Source organism: Streptomyces sp. TS71-3 (assembly GCF_018327685.1).
GTDB lineage: Bacteria > Actinomycetota > Actinomycetes > Streptomycetales > Streptomycetaceae > Streptomyces.
In genome coordinates this window covers 67,222-84,266 of record NZ_BNEL01000001.1, presented here as the reverse complement: position 1 = coordinate 84,266, position 17,045 = coordinate 67,222, and the positions used below count along the sequence as shown (strand labels likewise).

Below are 17,045 nucleotides of genomic sequence, written 5' to 3'. Positions count from 1 at the left end.
TCGTCGCCCAGAGTTCACCTTCAGGTCAAAGGTGATTCATTTGCGATGTCGGAAACGGTCGCGTCAGGAGCCGAACGTAGAAGCGTGGGTTCATCCGGGCCGGGGAGGCTCCGGGGAGCAGCAGGCCGGCACGGCGGTGGAGCCGTGCAAATAAGGCCAGCATGCCAGGTCCGCCCAGGCGGATCGGCACCGGTTCGCTCCTAGCAGGACTGGAAGCTGCTGGGAAGACGAGAAAGAGTCAGAGAGGGACGAGCCATGCGGGACGCGTACCACGAGGAACTGGACTCGATCGGCGAGGCCCTGGTCGATATGGCCCGTCTAGTCGGGTCTGCGATCGGACGCGCCACCACGGCCATACTCGACGCCGACCTGAAACTCGCGGAGAGCGTGATCGCCGCGGACCAGAAGATCGACGACCTCCAGCACGACCTGGAGGCGCGGGCCATAGCCCTGCTCGCGCGGCAGCAGCCGGTGGCGACCGACCTGCGGGTGGTGGTCACCTCCCTGCGGATGAGCGCCGACCTGGAGCGCTCCGGCGACCTGGCGCAGCACGTCGCCAAGCTCGCCCGGCTGCGCTTCCCGGACCGTGCGGTCCCCTACGACCTGCACGCCACCATCCTGGAGATGGGCCAGCTCGCGCAGCGGCTGATGGCGAAGGCCGCGGAGGTCGTCGTCAGCAAGGACATCGACCTGGCGCTCCAGCTGGAGCAGGACGACGACGCGATGGACAGCCTGCACCGGGCGCTGTTCCAGCACCTGATGGACGACAGGTGGAAGCACGGCATCGAGACGGCCGTCGACGTCACCCTGCTCGGCCGCTACTACGAGCGCTTCGCCGACCACGCCGTCTCGGTCGCCAAGCGGATGGTGTACCTGGTGACGGGCGAGCACGCGAGCGACCTCCAGCCCGACATCCAGCCCGAGATCCAGCCCGACATACCGGCGGACGCGAAGCCGGCTGGGAGCGGCGAGGCGGTCTGAGGGGGCGGCGTCCACTGTGGCGTTCGCCGCTCTCCCGAGGATCCCGATATCCCGGACTTTCCGGACCTTCCGGACTCTCTGAGCCTCCGGAAGGTCCGGGCTCGCGGAGCACGGCGCCGGGCGGTGCCGTGCTCCGCGAGGGCCGTCCGCGCTCCGGTGCGCCCGGGTCCGCGCTCCGATGCGCCGTGGGTCCAAGCCTCCGTGCGCCCTTGATGCGCCCGACACGCCGGGGCTGCAATGGGCGGACGGAGACCACGCCTGCGAGGAGGACCCATGGCCGAATCCCCGATACCCGAAGCTCCCCAGGAAGAGCGTGCGCCCGAGGCGGCGCGGCACCTGCCACTGCTCGGCGCCTGCGGCTGCGGCTCGAGCTGCGGCTGCGGCTGCCAGTCCGGCGCGCCCTGCCAGTGCGGTGGTCGTTGCGGCTGAGCCACCCCTGCGCCGCCATCGCACTCAGCGCCGCGGCCACCGCCGCACCGCGGTCACCGCGGCGCACCCAACCCCGAAGGGGCCTGCCCACCAGGGCGGGCCCCTTCTCCATTCGGGGACGCGGGCGGGGTGGTCGCGCCCTTATGAGGCACCCCTGAAGGCCAGGTCGCGCCCCGTCAGGGGCGCGGGGAACCGCGCGAGAAGTCCCACCGGCCGGTGGTCCGGATACGGCAGAGACCGCCCCTTCGGGCCGGTGGCGACCTGACGTCCCCCACTGCCTGAAGGGCGTGGGAGGTGCCCCCAGTCGTGGCTGGTCGCGCCCACGCGGCAGAGCCGCATATCGACACAGCCCCGCGCCCCTTTCGGGGCACGGGGTTGCCCCCCACACCACGCGGCGCTACTTCTTGCGGCCCTGGTTCTTGACCGCCTCGATCGCCGCCGCGGCCGCCTCCGGGTCGAGATAGGTTCCACCGGCCTTCACCGGCCGGAACTCGGCGTCGAGTTCGTAGGAGAGCGGGATCCCGGTGGGGATGTTCAGCCCGGCGATGTCCGCGTCGGAGATGCCGTCCAGGTGCTTCACGAGGGCACGCAGGCTGTTGCCGTGCGCGGCGACGAGGACCGTGCGGCCGGCGAGCAGGTCCGGGACGATCGCGTCGTACCAGTACGGCAGCATGCGGACGACGACGTCCTTGAGGCACTCGGTGCGCGGCCGCAGCTCCGGCGGGATCGTGGCGTACCGCGGGTCGTCGAACTGCGAGAACTCCGCGTCCTGGGCGAGCGGGGGCGGCGGGGTGTCGTACGACCGGCGCCAGAGCATGAACTGCTCCTCGCCGAACTCCGCGAGCGTCTGCGCCTTGTCCTTGCCCTGGAGCGCGCCGTAGTGACGCTCGTTCAGCCGCCAGGAGCGCTGCACGGGGATCCAGAGCCGGTCGGCGGCCTCCAGGGCGAGCTGCGCGGTGCGGATCGCGCGCTTCTGGACGGAGGTGTGCACGACGTCGGGGAGCAGGCCGGCATCGCGCAGCAGCTCTCCGCCGCGGACGGCCTCCTTCTCGCCCTTGTCGTTCAGGTTGACGTCCACCCACCCGGTGAACAGGTTCTTCGCGTTCCACTCGCTCTCGCCGTGGCGGAGCAGAATCAGCTTGTACGGTGCGTCGGCCATGGCCCCGAGCCTAGTCGAGCCCCCTGTGCGCCGGCTCTGGGGACCGCTGGGTGGACGGGCCGCCGCGAGGGGGTCAGCGGGAGGGGGGACATCAATCGAGTAGCGGGCGCGAGGGGCCGGAACGTAATGTCTGTCTGCGGCCGGAGACACTTACAGTCGCCGCGGGGCCACCGTCCCCCGCGGCGCGGGACGCACCACGCGACCGCGCCGGCCGTTCCAGACGCACGAAACGCACTCCGCCGGGGGACCCATGCCGCTGAAGACGATCGGACGGGCCGCGAGAGAGTCCGTGTCCGGCCTTCCGGGGGCCTTCTGGTGGCTGTGGACCAGCACCCTGATCAACCGCCTGGGCGCCTTCGTCGTCACCTTCATGGCGATCTACCTCACGGCGAGCCGCGGTTTCTCCGTTTCCTACGCGGGCCTGGTCGCCGCGCTCTACGGGCTCGGCGGCGTGGTGGCGTCGATCGGCGCGGGCGTGCTGACGGACCGCCTGGGCCGGCGCCCCACGATGCTGATCGCGCAGTCGTCGACCGCGGTGGCGGTGGCGCTGTTCGCCTTCGTGACCGATCCGGTGGCCATCGCGGCGGTGGCGCTGCTGGTCGGCGCGGGGTCCAGCGCGTCCCGGCCCGCGGTCCAGGCGATGATGGCCGACATCGTGCGCCCCGAGGACCGCATCCGGGCGTTCTCCCTGAACTACTGGGCGATCAACCTGGGCTTCGCGGTCTCGTCGATGGTCGCGGGATTCGTCGCCGAGGTCAGCTACCGCGCCGGGTTCCTGATCGAGTCGGGCATGACGCTGGCATGCGCGGTGGTCGTCTTCGTCAAGCTGCCGGAGTCCCGCCCGGACCAGAACGGCGCCGAGGCCGCGGTGTCCGGCGGTGCCGCGTCGGAAGCCGGGGCCGGCGGGCCGGCCGGAGCCCCCGCCGCAACGGACCGGCCGGCGAGAACCGGCCTCGGGACCGTGCTGCGGGATGGCCGGTTCATGAGCGTCGTCGCGCTCTCCTTCGTCCTCGCCCTGATCTTCCAGCAGGGCTACGTGGCCCTGCCGGTCGCCATGACCCGCGCCGGCCTCTCCCCCGCCGACTACGGCATCGCGATCGCCGTGAACGGCCTGCTGATCGTGGCCGTGCAACTCCCGGTGACCCGCTTCATCGAGCGCCGCGACCCGCGCCGCCTGCTGATCGCCTCCGCACTGCTCGCGGGCTACGGCTTCGGGCTCACCGCCTTCGCGGGCTCGCTGGGCGTCTTCGCTCTCACGGTCTGCGTGTGGACCCTCGCCGAGATCATCAACGCCCCGACCCAGACCGGCCTGGTCGTCCGCCTCTCCCCCCTGCACGCCCGAGGCCGCTACCAGGGCATGTACACGCTGTCCTGGTCGGTGGCCTCCCTCGCCGCCCCGCTGATGTCCGGCCTGATGATCGACCACCTCGGCACGGCCAGCCTCTGGGCGTCCTGCGCCGTAGTCGGCACGGTGGCCGCCCTCGGCTACACCGTCCTGATGCGCGGCCTGTCCCACGGCACCCGCCCGCAACCGGCCCCGGTCCCCGAGGAGCGGCCGACGGAGGCGACGGCCTGATCCGCACTCCGTGAGAACGCACATAACCGCTGCAACCACTGGGGACGCCCGCTCAAGCCGGACGAGGCCCCCCTTCGGCCCGCACATGGACGCGCCGGGGGCGCCTTCTGCTCTTTCAGTCGCAGTCCGACAAGGGCGCCGCCACCAGTTGACCTGACGACGCGCCTTGTTGTTGGCTCTGCTCCTCTGGTGACTGCTTACAACTGGCCGAGTTCGTCGTTGACCACACCTGCGATGAAGGCTCGCCACCCTTCGGCAGTGCTGGTCAGCACCGGTCCCGGCTGCTTGCTGTCACGCATGGCGACCGCGTCGCCGAGGCGCGCGACCTCGACGCACTCACCGTTGCCGTTGCTGTAGCTCGACTTGATGAACGCCACCTCGACGCAGTTGCCATTGCCATTGCTGTAACTCGACTTGAACCACTGTGCGTCTAGTAGATCAACCCTGTTCATAGCTCCCTGCCACCTCAGCGATCAAGCGCCGCGACGCCTGCTCATCGAGCGATGCTTCCCAGATTTCCCGGAAAGCCGCTTCGTATTGTTCGACTTCGTTCGGCTTGTCGAGGTACAGGCCCCCGGTGTATCCGTCCGCATAGACGGTGGGAGGCTCGGAGTCGATACCGACGCCGTTGAGGGGGAAACGCAGGATGATGAACGGTCCAGTGACGACACCTGAGTGCATACCAGCAGCGAGGGGAACGGCGCGAATGGAAATGTTCGGCCGCTCTGACACGTAGACCAAGTGCGCGAGTTGCTCACGCATCACTCCATGCCCGCCGATGGGTCGGCGCAGTACGACCTCGCTCAGCACCACCCGCAGCATCGGCGGATCAGTGGCCCGGGTGACGAGGGCCTACCGATCGATGCGTAGACGCACGCGCCCTTCAAGATCCTCATCACCGATTCCCCGAACGTGGGTACGGATGATCTCACGCGTATATCCCGGGGTCTGGAGAAGGCCCGGAACGATGTCGCTCTCGTACGAAGACAAACTCTCTGCCGCCTCCTCCAGGCCGACGTACACGTCGAACCCTTCCGGAATCACGTCGCCGTAGGCGTGCCACCAGCCACGGGCCTTGGTCTCCTTGGCCAGCGCCGTCAGTGCCTCCGTCAGGTCCGGCGGCGCACCGTAGATCGTGCACATGGCCTCAACGTCGAGGCTCCGCAGCGGGGTCTGCCCCGTTTCGATGCGCCACATCTTCGCCTCGGACCATTCCAACTTCTTCGCCGCGGCACGGACGGTCAACCGTGCTCGGTTTCTTAAGTCCCGTAGGTGACGCCCCAGTTGGCGACGCGGAACAGTCGATCCAGTGGGTCCCTCGACCATGTCCTACCCCTTCTCTGTCCTCAGTATGACGGACTCTGCGCCTTCACCATGAAAGACGCTTGACGCTCGTCACGAAAGACAAGTCATCAGTTCGAGACTCTTTCGGCGAAGTCTCTTGATGAAGTCTTGCATGGAGAGGTTCTCGCCCTGGAACCTTGATTCGCTGTCGTCGTGTCGCGCAGTGAAGCCGCCCGACACCGCGTGTACTTGACGTTGCGTCAGTCAGCAGGTCCCCGCATCAGCCCCCGTGAACAGGGGCTTTCACAGCAAAGGACATGACGGTGAATCAGGGCGTGATCAAGACTGGGGCGAGTATTCAACGACGGAAGGCGTCCGCTCGAAGCTCGGCCGGCTTACGTGCCTGCGAGGCGACCGAGCAGCCGTCGAGGCGGACAGCCCTCCCCACTCCCTCAGTAGGTACGTCCCCGTTGGTCGAGCGAGGTCTGCACTCTGCGGAGCTTGAGCGCTACGGCACTTGGCATGCCGAGATCGAAGACCCGTCCTCGTTGGTGGACCCGCTCGCGGTCGCCCGAGTCGTGGGCAAGATGCGGGCCGACCTCATCCCCTTGGCGGATCGAGCGGGTGTCTGCCTGCCAAGCCTCGACGCGGGTGTCGAGCAGTTCATGACGTTCCTGGATCAACTGTTCTCGGAGCAGGTCAGGGAAGCGTTCGAGGTGATCCAGCGCACGAACAGGGTGCTCTTTTTCCACTGGTGGGACCGCGCCGCGACGAGCCTCGCAGAACAGCAGGGAGGCGAACCCTGGTGAGCAAGGAATCTGCGGAGCAGCCCTCACAAGGTGACCAGCCCACGCCCCAGGAAGAGCCCCAGCAGGACAACCAGCAGGGCACCGTCGACCACCGCGAGATGTTGGCGAAGCTGCACGAGGTGAACGACCGAACCGAGGCTCGCGGCGCGCTTTACGGGGGTCCGTGATGTGCCGTGCTCTCGACTGGTTGCTGCGCAGCCTCTTCCGTGCCCCTGGAACGCACCGGCGCACGCTGCTCGCTCCGGCGGTCTCCTCTCCAAGGGACGCTGCCACCGGGCCCGTGCCGCTCACGACCGCGAGCGGGGGCCGTTGTGGACGGCCGCACGCCCAGTTCACCGCTTCTCCCACGTTCACGGTGACGGTCGTCCACGCGCGATGGCAGGGAGGTGCGCCGTGACCACTCCCAGGACAAACAGAGATCGTGCGCGCACGTTCTTGCAGCTCGCCGCCGAGGTGAGAGACCGGGTCGACGCCGCGCTGTTCGAGGCCGGCATCGTCTGCACGACGGATGCCTCGGGGCAGGTCCACTCTCACCTGTACGACCCGGAGAAGGGCACCCCGCAAGCCCTGGTGAACGTCGGCGAAGTCGTCGAGCGCTTCCTCACGGACGTGCAGAAACACGACCCCGAACAGCAGCTCGACGGCGGCGCGTCGTGACCGTGGCGCCCCCGGAACGCAAACCTGCCGAGACACAGCTCGACCTCGCTCGCCTGCACCCGCATCAGGTCATGGGCATCACGTGTGCTCTGTGCAATCGGTACCTCGGCCGGGCCGCGCGCATGCACGGTTCCCCCGTGCGCGACCAGCACGGCAACGCGTTCCAGCTCTACACCTGCAATCCCGTGTGCCCCCCGCGGCGGCGCGGGCCCAGCCAACGGCCGGCCGCGGGGAAGTCCTAAGCCGCCCGGCCTGCCCGTGAGCTATGGCGAGCAGCGTCATGGGCTCGTCAGGCCGGGCGCGCCGGGCAGGTCCGTCCTCGGTCGACGGCGGCCGAGGACGGACCATCCACACGCAAGAAACCCCCCGCGGGGTGGGCGAACACCCCCGGGGCGTGGCCATCAGCTACACCCACTGAGACGGAGCTGACAACGTGCGTCACCTTATAGCGAGAGCCCTTGCCGTGACCCTCATCGCCGTATTTTGCGTCGTACTGCCCGCACCTGGACAGCACCGCCACCGAGGCCGGAGCAGCGCACAAGGCACCGGTCGCCGTCCATCGCCCGCACCGCGCGAAGCTCAGGGCCCGGAACCGGGCTCGACCAGCGGCCCGGCCGCATTGCCGTCCGGCCCGGTATTCGTCCCGCCCTCGCGCGATGGGATCTGGTGCGAGTGCGTCATCTCCACGCTCGACGGCTCCCGCGAGTGGCTGATCGCCGGTTACCGCGCTCCCTCCCCGCGCCTCGCCGTTCGCTGGATGGAGCGGCAGGCGCGCCATTTCGCGGACTGCATCGACCCGGCTCCTGAAAGCCGGTGGGCGCCGCCCGCGATCCTGGATCCCATCGCCGTGGGGCTCGTCGGCGAGGACGGATGCGATCCCGCAACGGCCTTCCGCATGTGGCCGGGAGACATCGCCGAGCACGACCAAGCCCTGAAGGCCATGCGCGACGGGTCCCTCTACACGTTCTGCGCGGTCGACAGCGAGCTGCGATACCGCCTCTCGGCCCGCCCGATCCTGACCCCCGCCGTTCCCCCACACGACCCGGGCCAGTGCCTACCGCAGGTGAGCCTCGCGTGACCTGGGGCCCGTTCCTCAGCCAACAGCCACACCAGCACGACCCCACGGCGACCGTTTCGGGGCAAGGGTCGCACCTCCCACCTGATCTTTCGGAGTGGACTCCATGACACCAATGCGAAGCGCCACGTTCGCCACTCACGGGGGCAAGAACTCGTGATCACCACACTTTCCGCCGACCATCCCGGACGGCTTCTCCGACCGGCAGGCGAGCTCGTACGCCTCGTCGTTCATGACGGCGAACCGTGGCTCGCCTACTGGAAGCGCTCGGCCGGTCTGGTCCTGGTCTCGATCGGCAGCGACGACGCTGCGGCGCCGCCGGCGCCGCGTATCGCGCCGCATGAGTTGCCTTGCACCACTGACGCCCGCCCGCTGGTCAGGATGCTCGCCACCTTGGGCAACGTCCAGCGCTTGACCAATCCCTCACTGTGGGACGCGATCACGACCGCGATTCTCCGACAAGTCGTGAGGGCCGGCCAAGCCCGCGGCACGTATCGCCGCTGGTGCACCATGGGCGAGAAAGTCGAGACTCCCGCGGGTCCCCTTCCCCTGGTGCCCTCCCCCGTGGCCGTTCTGGACTTGCCCGACGAGGCATTCATCGAGGCCGGAACCAAGTTCCAGTCCCGGAAACTGCGTGCCGCCGCTGCCGCCTTCACCGAGCACGGCAGCGCGTGGGAGGAACTCGCGCCCGAAGAACTGGTCAAGGCGCTCGACGTCGTACCCGGCATCCGTCCGTGGACCGCTGCCGCCGCCGCAGCGGACTTCACGGGCGACTTCTCCGTCTACCCGCTCACCGACCACGCCTTGCGTACCTGCGCTCGTCGAGTCCTCCCCGGGATGCCGCTGCCCGGCCTCGACCACGTGTTCGCCCGACGATGGCGTCATTTCGCCAACGACAGCCGGACGCACCTCCATGCCCTGACCCTCTACACCCTGGCTTGGGCGAGCCGCGCCCACACGGCTCTGCCCAGCGAGGCAACGGTCGCCCCATAGCGCGCCGGCGCACCACCGACCACCTATCCATTTCGCGCTCTTGCGCAAGGATGTTCGATTGCCCGACTGTCGAGAGCGCGGTTGCTCCACCTCGGTTCGGGAGGAGAAGGGGGGTGACAGCAGATGCGCGAATCGGCCACCACTTCCGCGGCGCCCAGCACGCACGACGGCGAGGAACTCGTCATCGATCTCGGTGACGCAGCAACCCTGACCCGCGGCAGCGACCAGCAGAGCACCGAGAACAAGCAAGAGCCGTACGACTAGACCCAACGGACGGCGGCCCCCACGGGGGGCCGCCGTTTCGCGTCTCCAGACCACAGAAGGGAACTGCAATGCGATGGTTCGGCGGCTGCGCACCCCGCGGCCCGCGCATCGCCCCCACGGGCGCTGACGTCATCTCGACCACTCCCCTGTTATGGACGGCCGGAAAGTGGACACCCCGCCATATGCGCATAACCACCGGCCGAGGCGTAGGTGTCGTGGTGTTCGGCCCCTGTTCGGCCGATGACGGCGACCTGACCCACGCACTTACGGCCCTCGACTTCGCCCGAACGGCCGGAGCCTGGGCCGGCTCCTTCACCGCGCTTCGTTACGGATACGGCGACGTCGTCGAGGTCATCGCCGACCCCTCCGGCGCGTGCCCCCTCTACACGGTCAACACCCCCGACGGGCTGCTCTGGGCGTCAAGCGCGCGTGCCCTCTCCAGCCTGGTGGGCGGGCAGGTCGATACCGAATGGCTCGCCTCGTACCTCTGGGACAAGAAGGCACCCGTTCCCGGCCGGAGCGCCTGGGCCGGCGTCGCCCCGGTCGCCGCCGGACATCAGCTCTTGCTCAGCGACGCCACCGCGCAGTGTTCTCCATGGTGGGAACCGACCACTCGACGACGCGAGGCTGCCCTGCCCGCCATCCGCCACGCACTCACCGAAGGAGTCCGCGCACGCGTCGCCGGCAGACCCTCGTCGACCGACCTCGCCGGTATGGACTCGACCACCCTCGCAGTGATCGCCGCGCAATACGGCTCCATCACCGCCGTAACCACCCACCCCACCGGCGTGCTCACAGACAGCGGTGACCTGCACTACGCCCAGACCCTCAACGTCACCGGACTGAATCGAACGCTGTTCCCACTGGAAACGCGGCACCTGCCCTTCACACCAGCCGACGAGCCGCTGCCCGCATCCGACGAGCCCCCGCCATCCACCGCGGTATGGGCGATGCTGTCGGATCAGCTCCGGTTCACGGCACACAAGGGCATCGCCTGCCACCTAACAGGCGACGGGGGCGACAACCTGTTCCTGCCCTCGCCAACCCACCTCGTCGACCTCGCGCGCCACCGCCGATGGCTCCGCATGACCAAAGACGCCCTCGACTGGGCCCGGCTGCGCCGCGTCTCTCCGCTCCCGCTGATAACCGCGGCGCTACATGGGGACACGCAGAGAGTCGCCCGCCCCTGGCTCGCACGGCCGGCCTGGCTCATCGCAGACATGCCCGCCCCGGCTCGGCCGGCCGGCGGCGCCGACGAGGCGCTGATCACCTCGATTCGCACCGTCGCACGGGCTGCTCACGCCGATACGCAGCTCGCCGACTCCCTCGGCGTCGAGCTGAACAACCCGTACTTCGACGGCAACGTGCTCGATGCCGTGGTCTCCGTGCCTCCCTGGGATCGGTTCTCCGCGCGCCGGTACAAGCCACTGCTCGTCGACGCGTGCCGCGACCTGCTGCCCGAGGCGCACCGCACACGCGCCGCGAAGGGCATGTTCGTGCAGGACTTCCACCGTGGCCTACGGGCGAACCTCCCGCGGCTGCTCGACCTCGCAGACGGCCACCTCGCCGCGCGAGGACTCATCGACCCCGCCCCGCTGCGCAAGACGCTTCAGGCCGCCGCTCTGGGCGCTAACACGGTCTGGCCGGCGCTGCTGCCCGCCGTGGCCGCGGAAACCTGGCTCAGGACCGTACAGAGCGCCCCAGCAACCACCTGGACCACTCCGGCACGGGCAGGCATCCGGTGAACCCCGCACCCCACACGGTGGCCGCCCTCTTCCCGCACGCGTGCGTACTCGTCGACTACGACACCGGAACAACGAAGTTGCGCACCGTGCCGAAGCAGCCAACGGACCTCGCCGCGACCGTCGTGCGTCTCGACGAAGCCGCCGCATCGTGGGGCACCGTCGAGGTACCCGCCGTGCTCCCCGCATACCGCAGAGTCCCCTTGCAGTGGCGCCTCGGCGCCGTGCTCGCGGTGCTCGTCACCGCGGCTGTCCGGGTAGGCGGCCGTTGGCGCTTCCGCCGCCTCGTCCGCCTCGCATGCTGCGGCCGATCGCTGCGCCCTGTGACAGGTCATCAGGCTCGATACGCTGTTCGCGCTGTGCGCTGGGCCTCGTGGCCGATGCCCACGCGTTGGGCCTGCCTGGAGGAATCGACGGCCGCCGCGGTGCTCCTCGCCGCCGCCGGGCGCCGCGCCGAGTGGCGGCACGGCGTCGCCATCGACCCTGTACGGCTCCATGCCTGGCTCGTTGACCAACACGGCGCACCGGTCGAGGAACGGCCCGATACCGCGCTCTACGGCGCGACCTACACACCCGATGGACCCGGCCCCGCACGCGAGGGCCAAGGGGAGACAACACCGTGAGTGACCCGCACATCCTCATCAAGGGCGACCGCCTCGCTTTGGGCCTGCCCCGGCACGACCTGCTGCCCGAGTACCACAGGTGGGAGAACGACCCCGGCACGATCCTCGGATATGGCAATCAGTTCCCCCAAGCCTGGGAAGTCCGCGCCGGCGGCTGGGAGCGCCAGCGCGGCAACGACCGGTACCCGCAGTTCGAAGTCGTACGACTCGAAGACAACGCGGCCATCGGCATGACCACGCTCCAGGTCAACACGTTCGTGCGGACGGCCGAGTTCGTGATCCTGCTCGCGCCCGAAGCACGCGGCCAGGGCTACGCGACCGAGGCCGCCCGTCTCACCCTGGATTGGGGATTCCACCTCGGCGCACTCCGCATGATCTGGCTCAAGGTGCTCGAACCCAACGCAAAGGGCCTCGCAGCCTACGAGAAAGCCGGCTTCCGGGAGGTCGGCCGACTACGCCAGTCGGGTTACTGGATGGGAAAGCCGGTCGACGAGATCATCATGGACGCTCTGCCGGAAGACTTCCCGGGCCAGTCCGCGGTGGCCCAGGACGCACGCTGACAGGTTCCCCACTCCTGGCCGTCTCCGCCCGTCGGTGCCTCCCGCGCCCCGGCGGGCGGATCCATGCTCGGCGCCTTCGCCGCAACCATGTCCAGTCGATCACGTGACCACTAGGAATCAATCACCCTGCACGTGGGCGTGCAAGTGCATGTCGTGTCGTCCGTCATCGTGCAATGCGGCGCTGCGCTTAGTGCCCTCCAGGGAGTAGCCGGCTTTCGTGGCGACCCGGCACGAGGCTCCGTTTCGGGTCGAGTGGTCCAGTTCCAGGCGATGGAAGCCGACTTCGTCCACAGCCCAGGCCGTGAGCGCCGCAAGGGCACGGGTGGCAACGCCGGAGCCGCGGGCGGCCGGGAGTGTCCAGTACGCGACCTTGCCAATGCCGTCGTCGAAGTCCATGCCGCGCAGTGCGATCCGGCCGAGCACGCCAGCGCCGTCACGGGTAACAGCCCAATGGCCGCCTTTCTCGCCTGCCCAATCCTGGTGATAGGCCGCGAACCACTCCCTGACTTGGACCTCGGACGTGGGGCGTCGCGTGTGCCAGCGCCGGATCTCGTTGTCTTGATAAGCGGCAAGGAACACTGGCGCGTCGGCCGCTTCCCAGGGACGTAGCAACAGGCCTTCAGCACCAGAAAGCAGGGGCTGCGGGGACCCGGCGAGGGAGCCAGTTTCGATGACGGGCGGCGTCGAGAGAGCGCGAGTCATGCCCCATGATCACCCGTCGGCGCCTATAGGAGTCAACCTCCCGAAGCAGGAGTGATCGGCCGATACAGACCGTAGCGGCGCTGTACTACTCCACCTGCTGGTACCTCACTGGGCCCTGCGAGCACGGGCATACGCGGCCCCTTCGCCGCCACCCCCGACGCCCCGAACGGGCCCCACGGCAAGGACACGCGGTCACCCGCCGCTCGCGTTGCGTACGGTGTAGCGAAGAGCTACCTTCATGGCGATCTACCTCACGGCGAGCCGCGGTTTCTCCGTTTCCTACGCGGGCCTGGTCGACCTGCTGGTCTCCGCCACCGCCCGGCACCACAAGCTGACCGTGCTGCACCAGGACGCGGACTTCGACACGATCGCCCGCGTCACGGGCCAGCCCGTGCGCGGCATCCTGGGCTGACGCCAGGTCAGCGGCACCCGGCCGCGCCTCAGGGGATCCGGGCCACGCCCACGTAGATGCCGTTGACCTCGAAGTCCGGGGCCGGGGTGTCCTGGTACCACTCGCACGTGGTGACCACGCCGGGCGGGACGAGGTCGAGGCCGTCGAAGAAGCGCTCCACCTCGGCGCGGTTGCGGGGGCGCAGGGTGATGCCGCCCTCGTCGTAGGCGTTGCCGATGCGGTCGGCCAGCTCCGGATACGGGTCGTACGTGCCGTGCGAGAAGATCAGCAGGCTGCCGGGCGTGAGGGCGTCGACGAGGGCGCGCACGAGGCCGTACGGGTTCTCGTCGTCGCCGACGAAGTGCAGCAGGGCGAGCAGGGAGAGCGCGACGGGCCGCTTGAAGTCCAGCACCTCCTCGGCGTCCCGGAGGATCGTCCCGGGCTCGCGGACGTCCGCCTGGATGTAGTGCGTGGCGCCCTCGGGGGTGCCCACCAGCAGGGCCTCCGCGTGCCGCAGCACGATCGGGTCGTTGTCCGCGTAGGCGATCCGGGCCGACGGCACGATCTCCTGGACGACCTGGTGGAGGTTGGGCTCGGTCGGTATGCCGGTGCCGACGTCAAGGAACTGGTCGATGCCCTGCCGCGCCGCCCAGGCCACCGCGCGGTGCATGAAGGCGCGGTTGAGCTGGGCGCTGCGGTGCGCGATCTTCGGCAGTTTCTCGCCCACCACCTTGTCGACCTTGTAGTGGTCCTTGCCGCCCAGCATGTAGTCGTAGACCCGCGCGGGGTGCGGCCTGCTGGTGTCGACCTGGGGCTTCGGCTTTCCTGCCGTCATGCGGGCACTCCCGGCTGCTGCTGCGCGACCTCGCCGCCCCGGTCGGTGCGGCAGGACTACGGACTGGACGGGCTGGAGGGGCGGTCGGTGTGACCACGGCCGAATTCCGTTGTCCCCGGCACTCCACCCTGCCACACCAACCGCCGCATGAACGCGTCAATTCCCGCCTCTCGGGGGCCCGTCGGGACCCGGGCTCGGGACCCGGGCTCGGGACCCGGGCTCGGGACCCGGGCTCGGGACCCGGGCTCGGGACCCGGGCTCGGGACCCGGGCTCGGGACCCGGGCTCGGGACCCGGGCTCGGGACCCGGGCTCGGGACCCGGGGCCCGCGGCGCGCCCGGGGCTTCAGCCGCGCACGGTCCGCTGCGCGTCGTACAGGTTCGCCGGGCGCACCTGACCGGGGCGGCCGTAGAGCTCCAGGCGGCTGTGCAGGTCGCCGGTGAAGTCGGGCACGTCGATCTGGTCGAACTCGCGGACCGTGCTGATGGCGACCGTCGCGCTGTACGGGGCGAGCCCGTCGATCCTGACCAGGCCGGCGCGTTCGTTGGTGACCCGGATGTTCCAGTGGGTGAACCGGGCGCCGAAGAGGGGTCCGGCGCTGGCGTCGCCGCCGTGCCGGCCGTTGTTGTTGACGGTGATGTCGGTGCGCACGTTGCCGAACGGCAGGCCGCGGTGGCTGTCGAAGGTGCCCATCCGCATCTCGCCGCGCGACCAGACGTTGTGGCTGGACAGGCCCTCGACGTTGATGCCGTGCAACTGCGTGTTGGCGGGCGCCGGGACCGTGCGCTCCTCGATGGTGAAGTCCTCGATGAGGTTGTCGTGCGAGCCCTCGCGGCAGAAGTACGGGTGGTGCTCGCCGCGCCCGCCGACCGTGGTGCGCCTGAGGGTGCAGGCGGATGCGGCGACCAGGCCGAAGCCGTTGTCGACGTTGAAGACCACGACGTCGTCCGCCCAGCAGTCGTACGTGCACTGGAAGACGACGCCGTTGTAGCCCTTGTCGAGCAGGTGCTCCGACTGCGGTGTCTCGACGCACTCCAGGGTGAGCCCCTCGACGCCCGCGCCCGTCAGCTCGGGCACGTGCGTGGTGATGCGGGGGTCCCACTCGGGTCGGACGTCGAGCGGCAGCGGGCGCTCCAGGGTGACGCGGTCGCCGCGCACGGACTCGACGCGCACCGGCCACTCGTACGGCACGTAGCTCGTCAGCTTGGTCTTGTCGTCCCAGTAGTACGCCTCGGGGCCGGGGCCGCCGCCCGACATGTGCTCCAGGAGCGTGTGGCCGGCGTCGTCGGCCAGCCGCAGCAGGACCAGGTCGCCCTTGCGCAGCGCGGAGGCGTCGGCGACGGTCACGGAGCGGTCGCCCTGGCGGGCCGGTCCGACGGTGGTCAGCGTCCGCCACTCGTCGCGCTTGTTGCCGGTCCAGCCCTCGAAGGGCCAGGCCTTGGCCTTGATGGCGGCCGTGAGCGAGTCCCAGCGGGCGGAGGGGCAGAGCCAGATGAGGCCGCCCGCCCACGACCAGCTCGACTTGTCGCCGCCGTACCGGGAGCCGTAGACGCCGATCAGGTCCGTGAGGTTCTTCGTGGCGTAGAGCTTGGTGCGGCCGCTGCCCGCGCCCTTGAGGACGACGTTCGAGTGGCCGATACGGATCAGGTCGTCGATGCGGAAGGTGCCCGGCGGCACGAGGACGGTGCCGCCGCCCGCCGCTCCGGCGGCCTCGATGGCGGCGTTGATCGCCGGTGCCGCGTCCGCGGAGCCGTCCGGCTTCGCGCCGTACGCAAGGACGTTGGCGACGACCCGGCGGCGCGGGAAGCGGCGCTCGCCGCCCCGGTAGCCGGCGCGGCCGACGTAGGGGATCTGCGGGTGGGTGTACGGGGTGTCCCTGAACTCGTCCCAGAGGGCGGGCGTCTCCGCCCGGCCGGCGCCTTGCCGGCCACCGACCGCCGGGGCGCCCGCGGTGCCGGGGGTGCCTCGGGTGCCCGGGGTGGCCGCCATGGCAGCGCCCGTGCCCGTCGCCGTGACCGCCGCGGCGACGGCTATCGCGCCGCCCAGAAGGCCGCGTCTGCTGACGCGGGAGCCGCGGCCTGCCGGGCCGCCCGCGCCGTGTTCCCCGTGTGCGGCGGTGCCGCCGTGCCCGTCGCCGTCGATCCCCCGGCCGCCTGCGCCACCGTCGTGGCCGATACCCGTGCCGCCCATGAGCCCGCCTCTCATCGGTCATGTACGTGAATACGGTTCAGACTTACGTAAGCCGTGAGCATGCCATGCGGCCCGGCGCCCGGAAAGAGGCGTGCACGGCCCAATTGCCCCGTCCCGGCGGGGAGTCGTGGGGCCGGAGAGGTCCGGCCCCGGGTGCGGGCGGCGGACCAGGGAGGTCCTGCTCACGGCGCGCGGCCGTGGTGCCGGGGGATCCGCCCAGCGGTGCGGGTGGGGACGCGGGGCCGGTGGAAGGCACGGACCGTCCGGAAGGACGGCCCGGTGAGTGAGCCGGCGTCAGGAGGTCGGTCGCTGGGTCAGATGCGTGAACGCGTCCAGATTGCGGGTGGATTCGCCGCGGGACACCCGCCAGGCGTACTCCTTGCGGATCGCCGCCGCGAAACCCAGCTCCAGAAGCGTGTTGAAGCTGCCGTCGGCGGCCTCCAGCACCGAGCCGAGCAGCCGGTCCAGCTCGTCCTCGGTGACCGCCGCCAGCGGCAGCTTCCCCACCAGGTAGACGTCGCCGAGCCGGTCGACCGCGTAACTCACCCCGTACAGCTTGAGGTTGTGCTCCAGCAGCCAGCGGTGCACACCCTCCTCGTTCTCCTCGGGGTGGCGGATCACGAACGCGTTCAGGGAGAGCGCGTGCCGGCCGACGATCAGGCTGAGCGTGGTGGATAGCTTCCGGGTGCCGGGGAGCTGGACGACGTACCTGCCGCGTTCCGGGCTCTCCCAGTCGAGCTCGGCACCCCGGAGGGTCGCCTCGATGCACTCCATGG

General features: G+C 69.8%; 18 protein-coding genes and 1 pseudogene. 12 read left to right on the top strand and 7 right to left on the bottom strand.

Annotated features, from left to right (window positions below; translation table 11 throughout):
• Positions 1-255 precede the first annotated feature (255 nt).
• The gene (phoU, locus tag Sm713_RS00425; RefSeq protein ID WP_212907727.1) at positions 256-981 is read left to right on the top strand and encodes a phosphate signaling complex protein PhoU; all 726 of its coding nucleotides are present in this window, start codon (positions 256-258) and stop codon (positions 979-981) included.
• 826 nt (positions 982-1,807) lie between these two features.
• Here the strand turns inward: phoU and Sm713_RS00420 are convergent.
• Positions 1,808-2,569, bottom strand: coding sequence for a phosphoglyceromutase (locus tag Sm713_RS00420; RefSeq protein WP_212907726.1), 762 nt, complete (start codon positions 2,567-2,569; stop codon positions 1,808-1,810).
• A gap of 250 nt (positions 2,570-2,819) precedes the next feature.
• On the opposite strand from Sm713_RS00420, the gene Sm713_RS00415 reads away from it, so the two are divergent.
• Positions 2,820-4,145, top strand: a complete 1,326-nt coding sequence (locus Sm713_RS00415) for an MFS transporter (RefSeq protein WP_212907725.1) — start codon at positions 2,820-2,822, stop codon at positions 4,143-4,145.
• A 197-nt stretch (positions 4,146-4,342) separates the two neighbouring features.
• Here Sm713_RS00415 and Sm713_RS00410 read toward each other — a convergent pair whose 3' ends face one another.
• Both Sm713_RS00410 and Sm713_RS00405 read right to left on the bottom strand, forming a co-directional pair.
• Positions 4,343-4,597: a DUF397 domain-containing protein gene (locus tag Sm713_RS00410; RefSeq protein ID WP_212907724.1), complete on the bottom strand. Its 255-nt coding sequence runs from the start codon at positions 4,595-4,597 to the stop codon at positions 4,343-4,345.
• A pseudogene (locus tag Sm713_RS00405) lies at positions 4,584-5,471 on the bottom strand (helix-turn-helix domain-containing protein). The gene Sm713_RS00410 and the pseudogene Sm713_RS00405 overlap by 14 nt, the downstream one beginning before the upstream one ends.
• A 428-nt stretch (positions 5,472-5,899) precedes the next feature.
• On the opposite strand from Sm713_RS00405, the gene Sm713_RS00400 reads away from it, so the two are divergent.
• From Sm713_RS00400 to Sm713_RS00360, 9 genes are all read left to right on the top strand, one after another.
• Entirely contained in the window at positions 5,900-6,238 is a 339-nt protein-coding gene (locus tag Sm713_RS00400; protein WP_212907723.1) for a hypothetical protein, read from the top strand.
• The gene (locus Sm713_RS00395) at positions 6,235-6,405 is read left to right on the top strand and encodes a hypothetical protein (RefSeq protein WP_212907722.1); all 171 of its coding nucleotides are present in this window, start codon (positions 6,235-6,237) and stop codon (positions 6,403-6,405) included. Before Sm713_RS00400 ends, Sm713_RS00395 begins: the two co-directional genes overlap by 4 nt.
• Positions 6,406-6,631: 226 nt before the next feature.
• A complete protein-coding gene (locus Sm713_RS00390; protein ID WP_212907721.1) occupies positions 6,632-6,895 on the top strand; it encodes a hypothetical protein in 264 nt (87 codons plus the stop codon).
• A gap of 463 nt (positions 6,896-7,358) precedes the next feature.
• Positions 7,359-7,973 (top strand): hypothetical protein, encoded by a 615-nt coding sequence (locus Sm713_RS00385; RefSeq protein WP_212907720.1) that lies wholly within the window; start codon positions 7,359-7,361, stop codon positions 7,971-7,973.
• 153 nt (positions 7,974-8,126) lie between these two features.
• The gene (locus Sm713_RS00380; protein WP_212907719.1) at positions 8,127-8,963 is read left to right on the top strand and encodes a hypothetical protein; all 837 of its coding nucleotides are present in this window, start codon (positions 8,127-8,129) and stop codon (positions 8,961-8,963) included.
• A gap of 123 nt (positions 8,964-9,086) precedes the next feature.
• Positions 9,087-9,227 carry an albusnodin family lasso peptide gene (locus Sm713_RS00375; RefSeq protein ID WP_212907718.1) on the top strand — a complete coding sequence of 47 codons (141 nt, stop codon included), beginning with the start codon at positions 9,087-9,089 and terminating at the stop codon, positions 9,225-9,227.
• Positions 9,228-9,295: 68 nt separating this feature from the next.
• Positions 9,296-10,972, top strand: a complete 1,677-nt coding sequence (locus tag Sm713_RS00370) for an albusnodin/ikarugamycin family macrolactam cyclase (RefSeq protein ID WP_212907717.1) — start codon at positions 9,296-9,298, stop codon at positions 10,970-10,972.
• Entirely contained in the window at positions 10,969-11,592 is a 624-nt protein-coding gene (locus Sm713_RS00365; protein ID WP_249416015.1) for a lasso peptide biosynthesis B2 protein, read from the top strand. The genes Sm713_RS00370 and Sm713_RS00365 overlap by 4 nt, the downstream gene beginning before the upstream one ends.
• On the top strand, positions 11,589-12,152 hold the full coding sequence (locus tag Sm713_RS00360) for a GNAT family N-acetyltransferase (protein WP_212907716.1): 564 nt from the start codon (positions 11,589-11,591) through the stop codon (positions 12,150-12,152). The genes Sm713_RS00365 and Sm713_RS00360 overlap by 4 nt, the downstream gene beginning before the upstream one ends.
• 117 nt (positions 12,153-12,269) lie before the next feature.
• On the opposite strand, the gene Sm713_RS00355 is transcribed toward Sm713_RS00360, so the two are convergent.
• Positions 12,270-12,854: a GNAT family N-acetyltransferase gene (locus tag Sm713_RS00355; protein ID WP_212907715.1), complete on the bottom strand. Its 585-nt coding sequence runs from the start codon at positions 12,852-12,854 to the stop codon at positions 12,270-12,272.
• A 238-nt stretch (positions 12,855-13,092) separates the two neighbouring features.
• Between Sm713_RS00355 and Sm713_RS00350 the strand changes: the two genes are divergently transcribed.
• Positions 13,093-13,266 carry a hypothetical protein gene (locus Sm713_RS00350; RefSeq protein ID WP_374195941.1) on the top strand — a complete coding sequence of 58 codons (174 nt, stop codon included), beginning with the start codon at positions 13,093-13,095 and terminating at the stop codon, positions 13,264-13,266.
• Between the two features lie 28 nt (positions 13,267-13,294).
• On the opposite strand, the gene Sm713_RS00345 is transcribed toward Sm713_RS00350, so the two are convergent.
• From Sm713_RS00345 to Sm713_RS00335, 3 genes are all read right to left on the bottom strand, one after another.
• On the bottom strand, positions 13,295-14,080 hold the full coding sequence (locus Sm713_RS00345; protein ID WP_212907714.1) for an SAM-dependent methyltransferase: 786 nt from the start codon (positions 14,078-14,080) through the stop codon (positions 13,295-13,297).
• 344 nt (positions 14,081-14,424) lie between these two features.
• Positions 14,425-16,068, bottom strand: a complete 1,644-nt coding sequence (locus tag Sm713_RS00340) for a glycosyl hydrolase family 28-related protein (protein ID WP_212911677.1) — start codon at positions 16,066-16,068, stop codon at positions 14,425-14,427.
• Positions 16,069-16,563: 495 nt separating this feature from the next.
• Positions 16,564-17,043, bottom strand: a complete 480-nt coding sequence (locus tag Sm713_RS00335; protein WP_212911676.1) for a YbjN domain-containing protein — start codon at positions 17,041-17,043, stop codon at positions 16,564-16,566.
• Between the last annotated feature and the right edge of the window lie 2 nt (positions 17,044-17,045).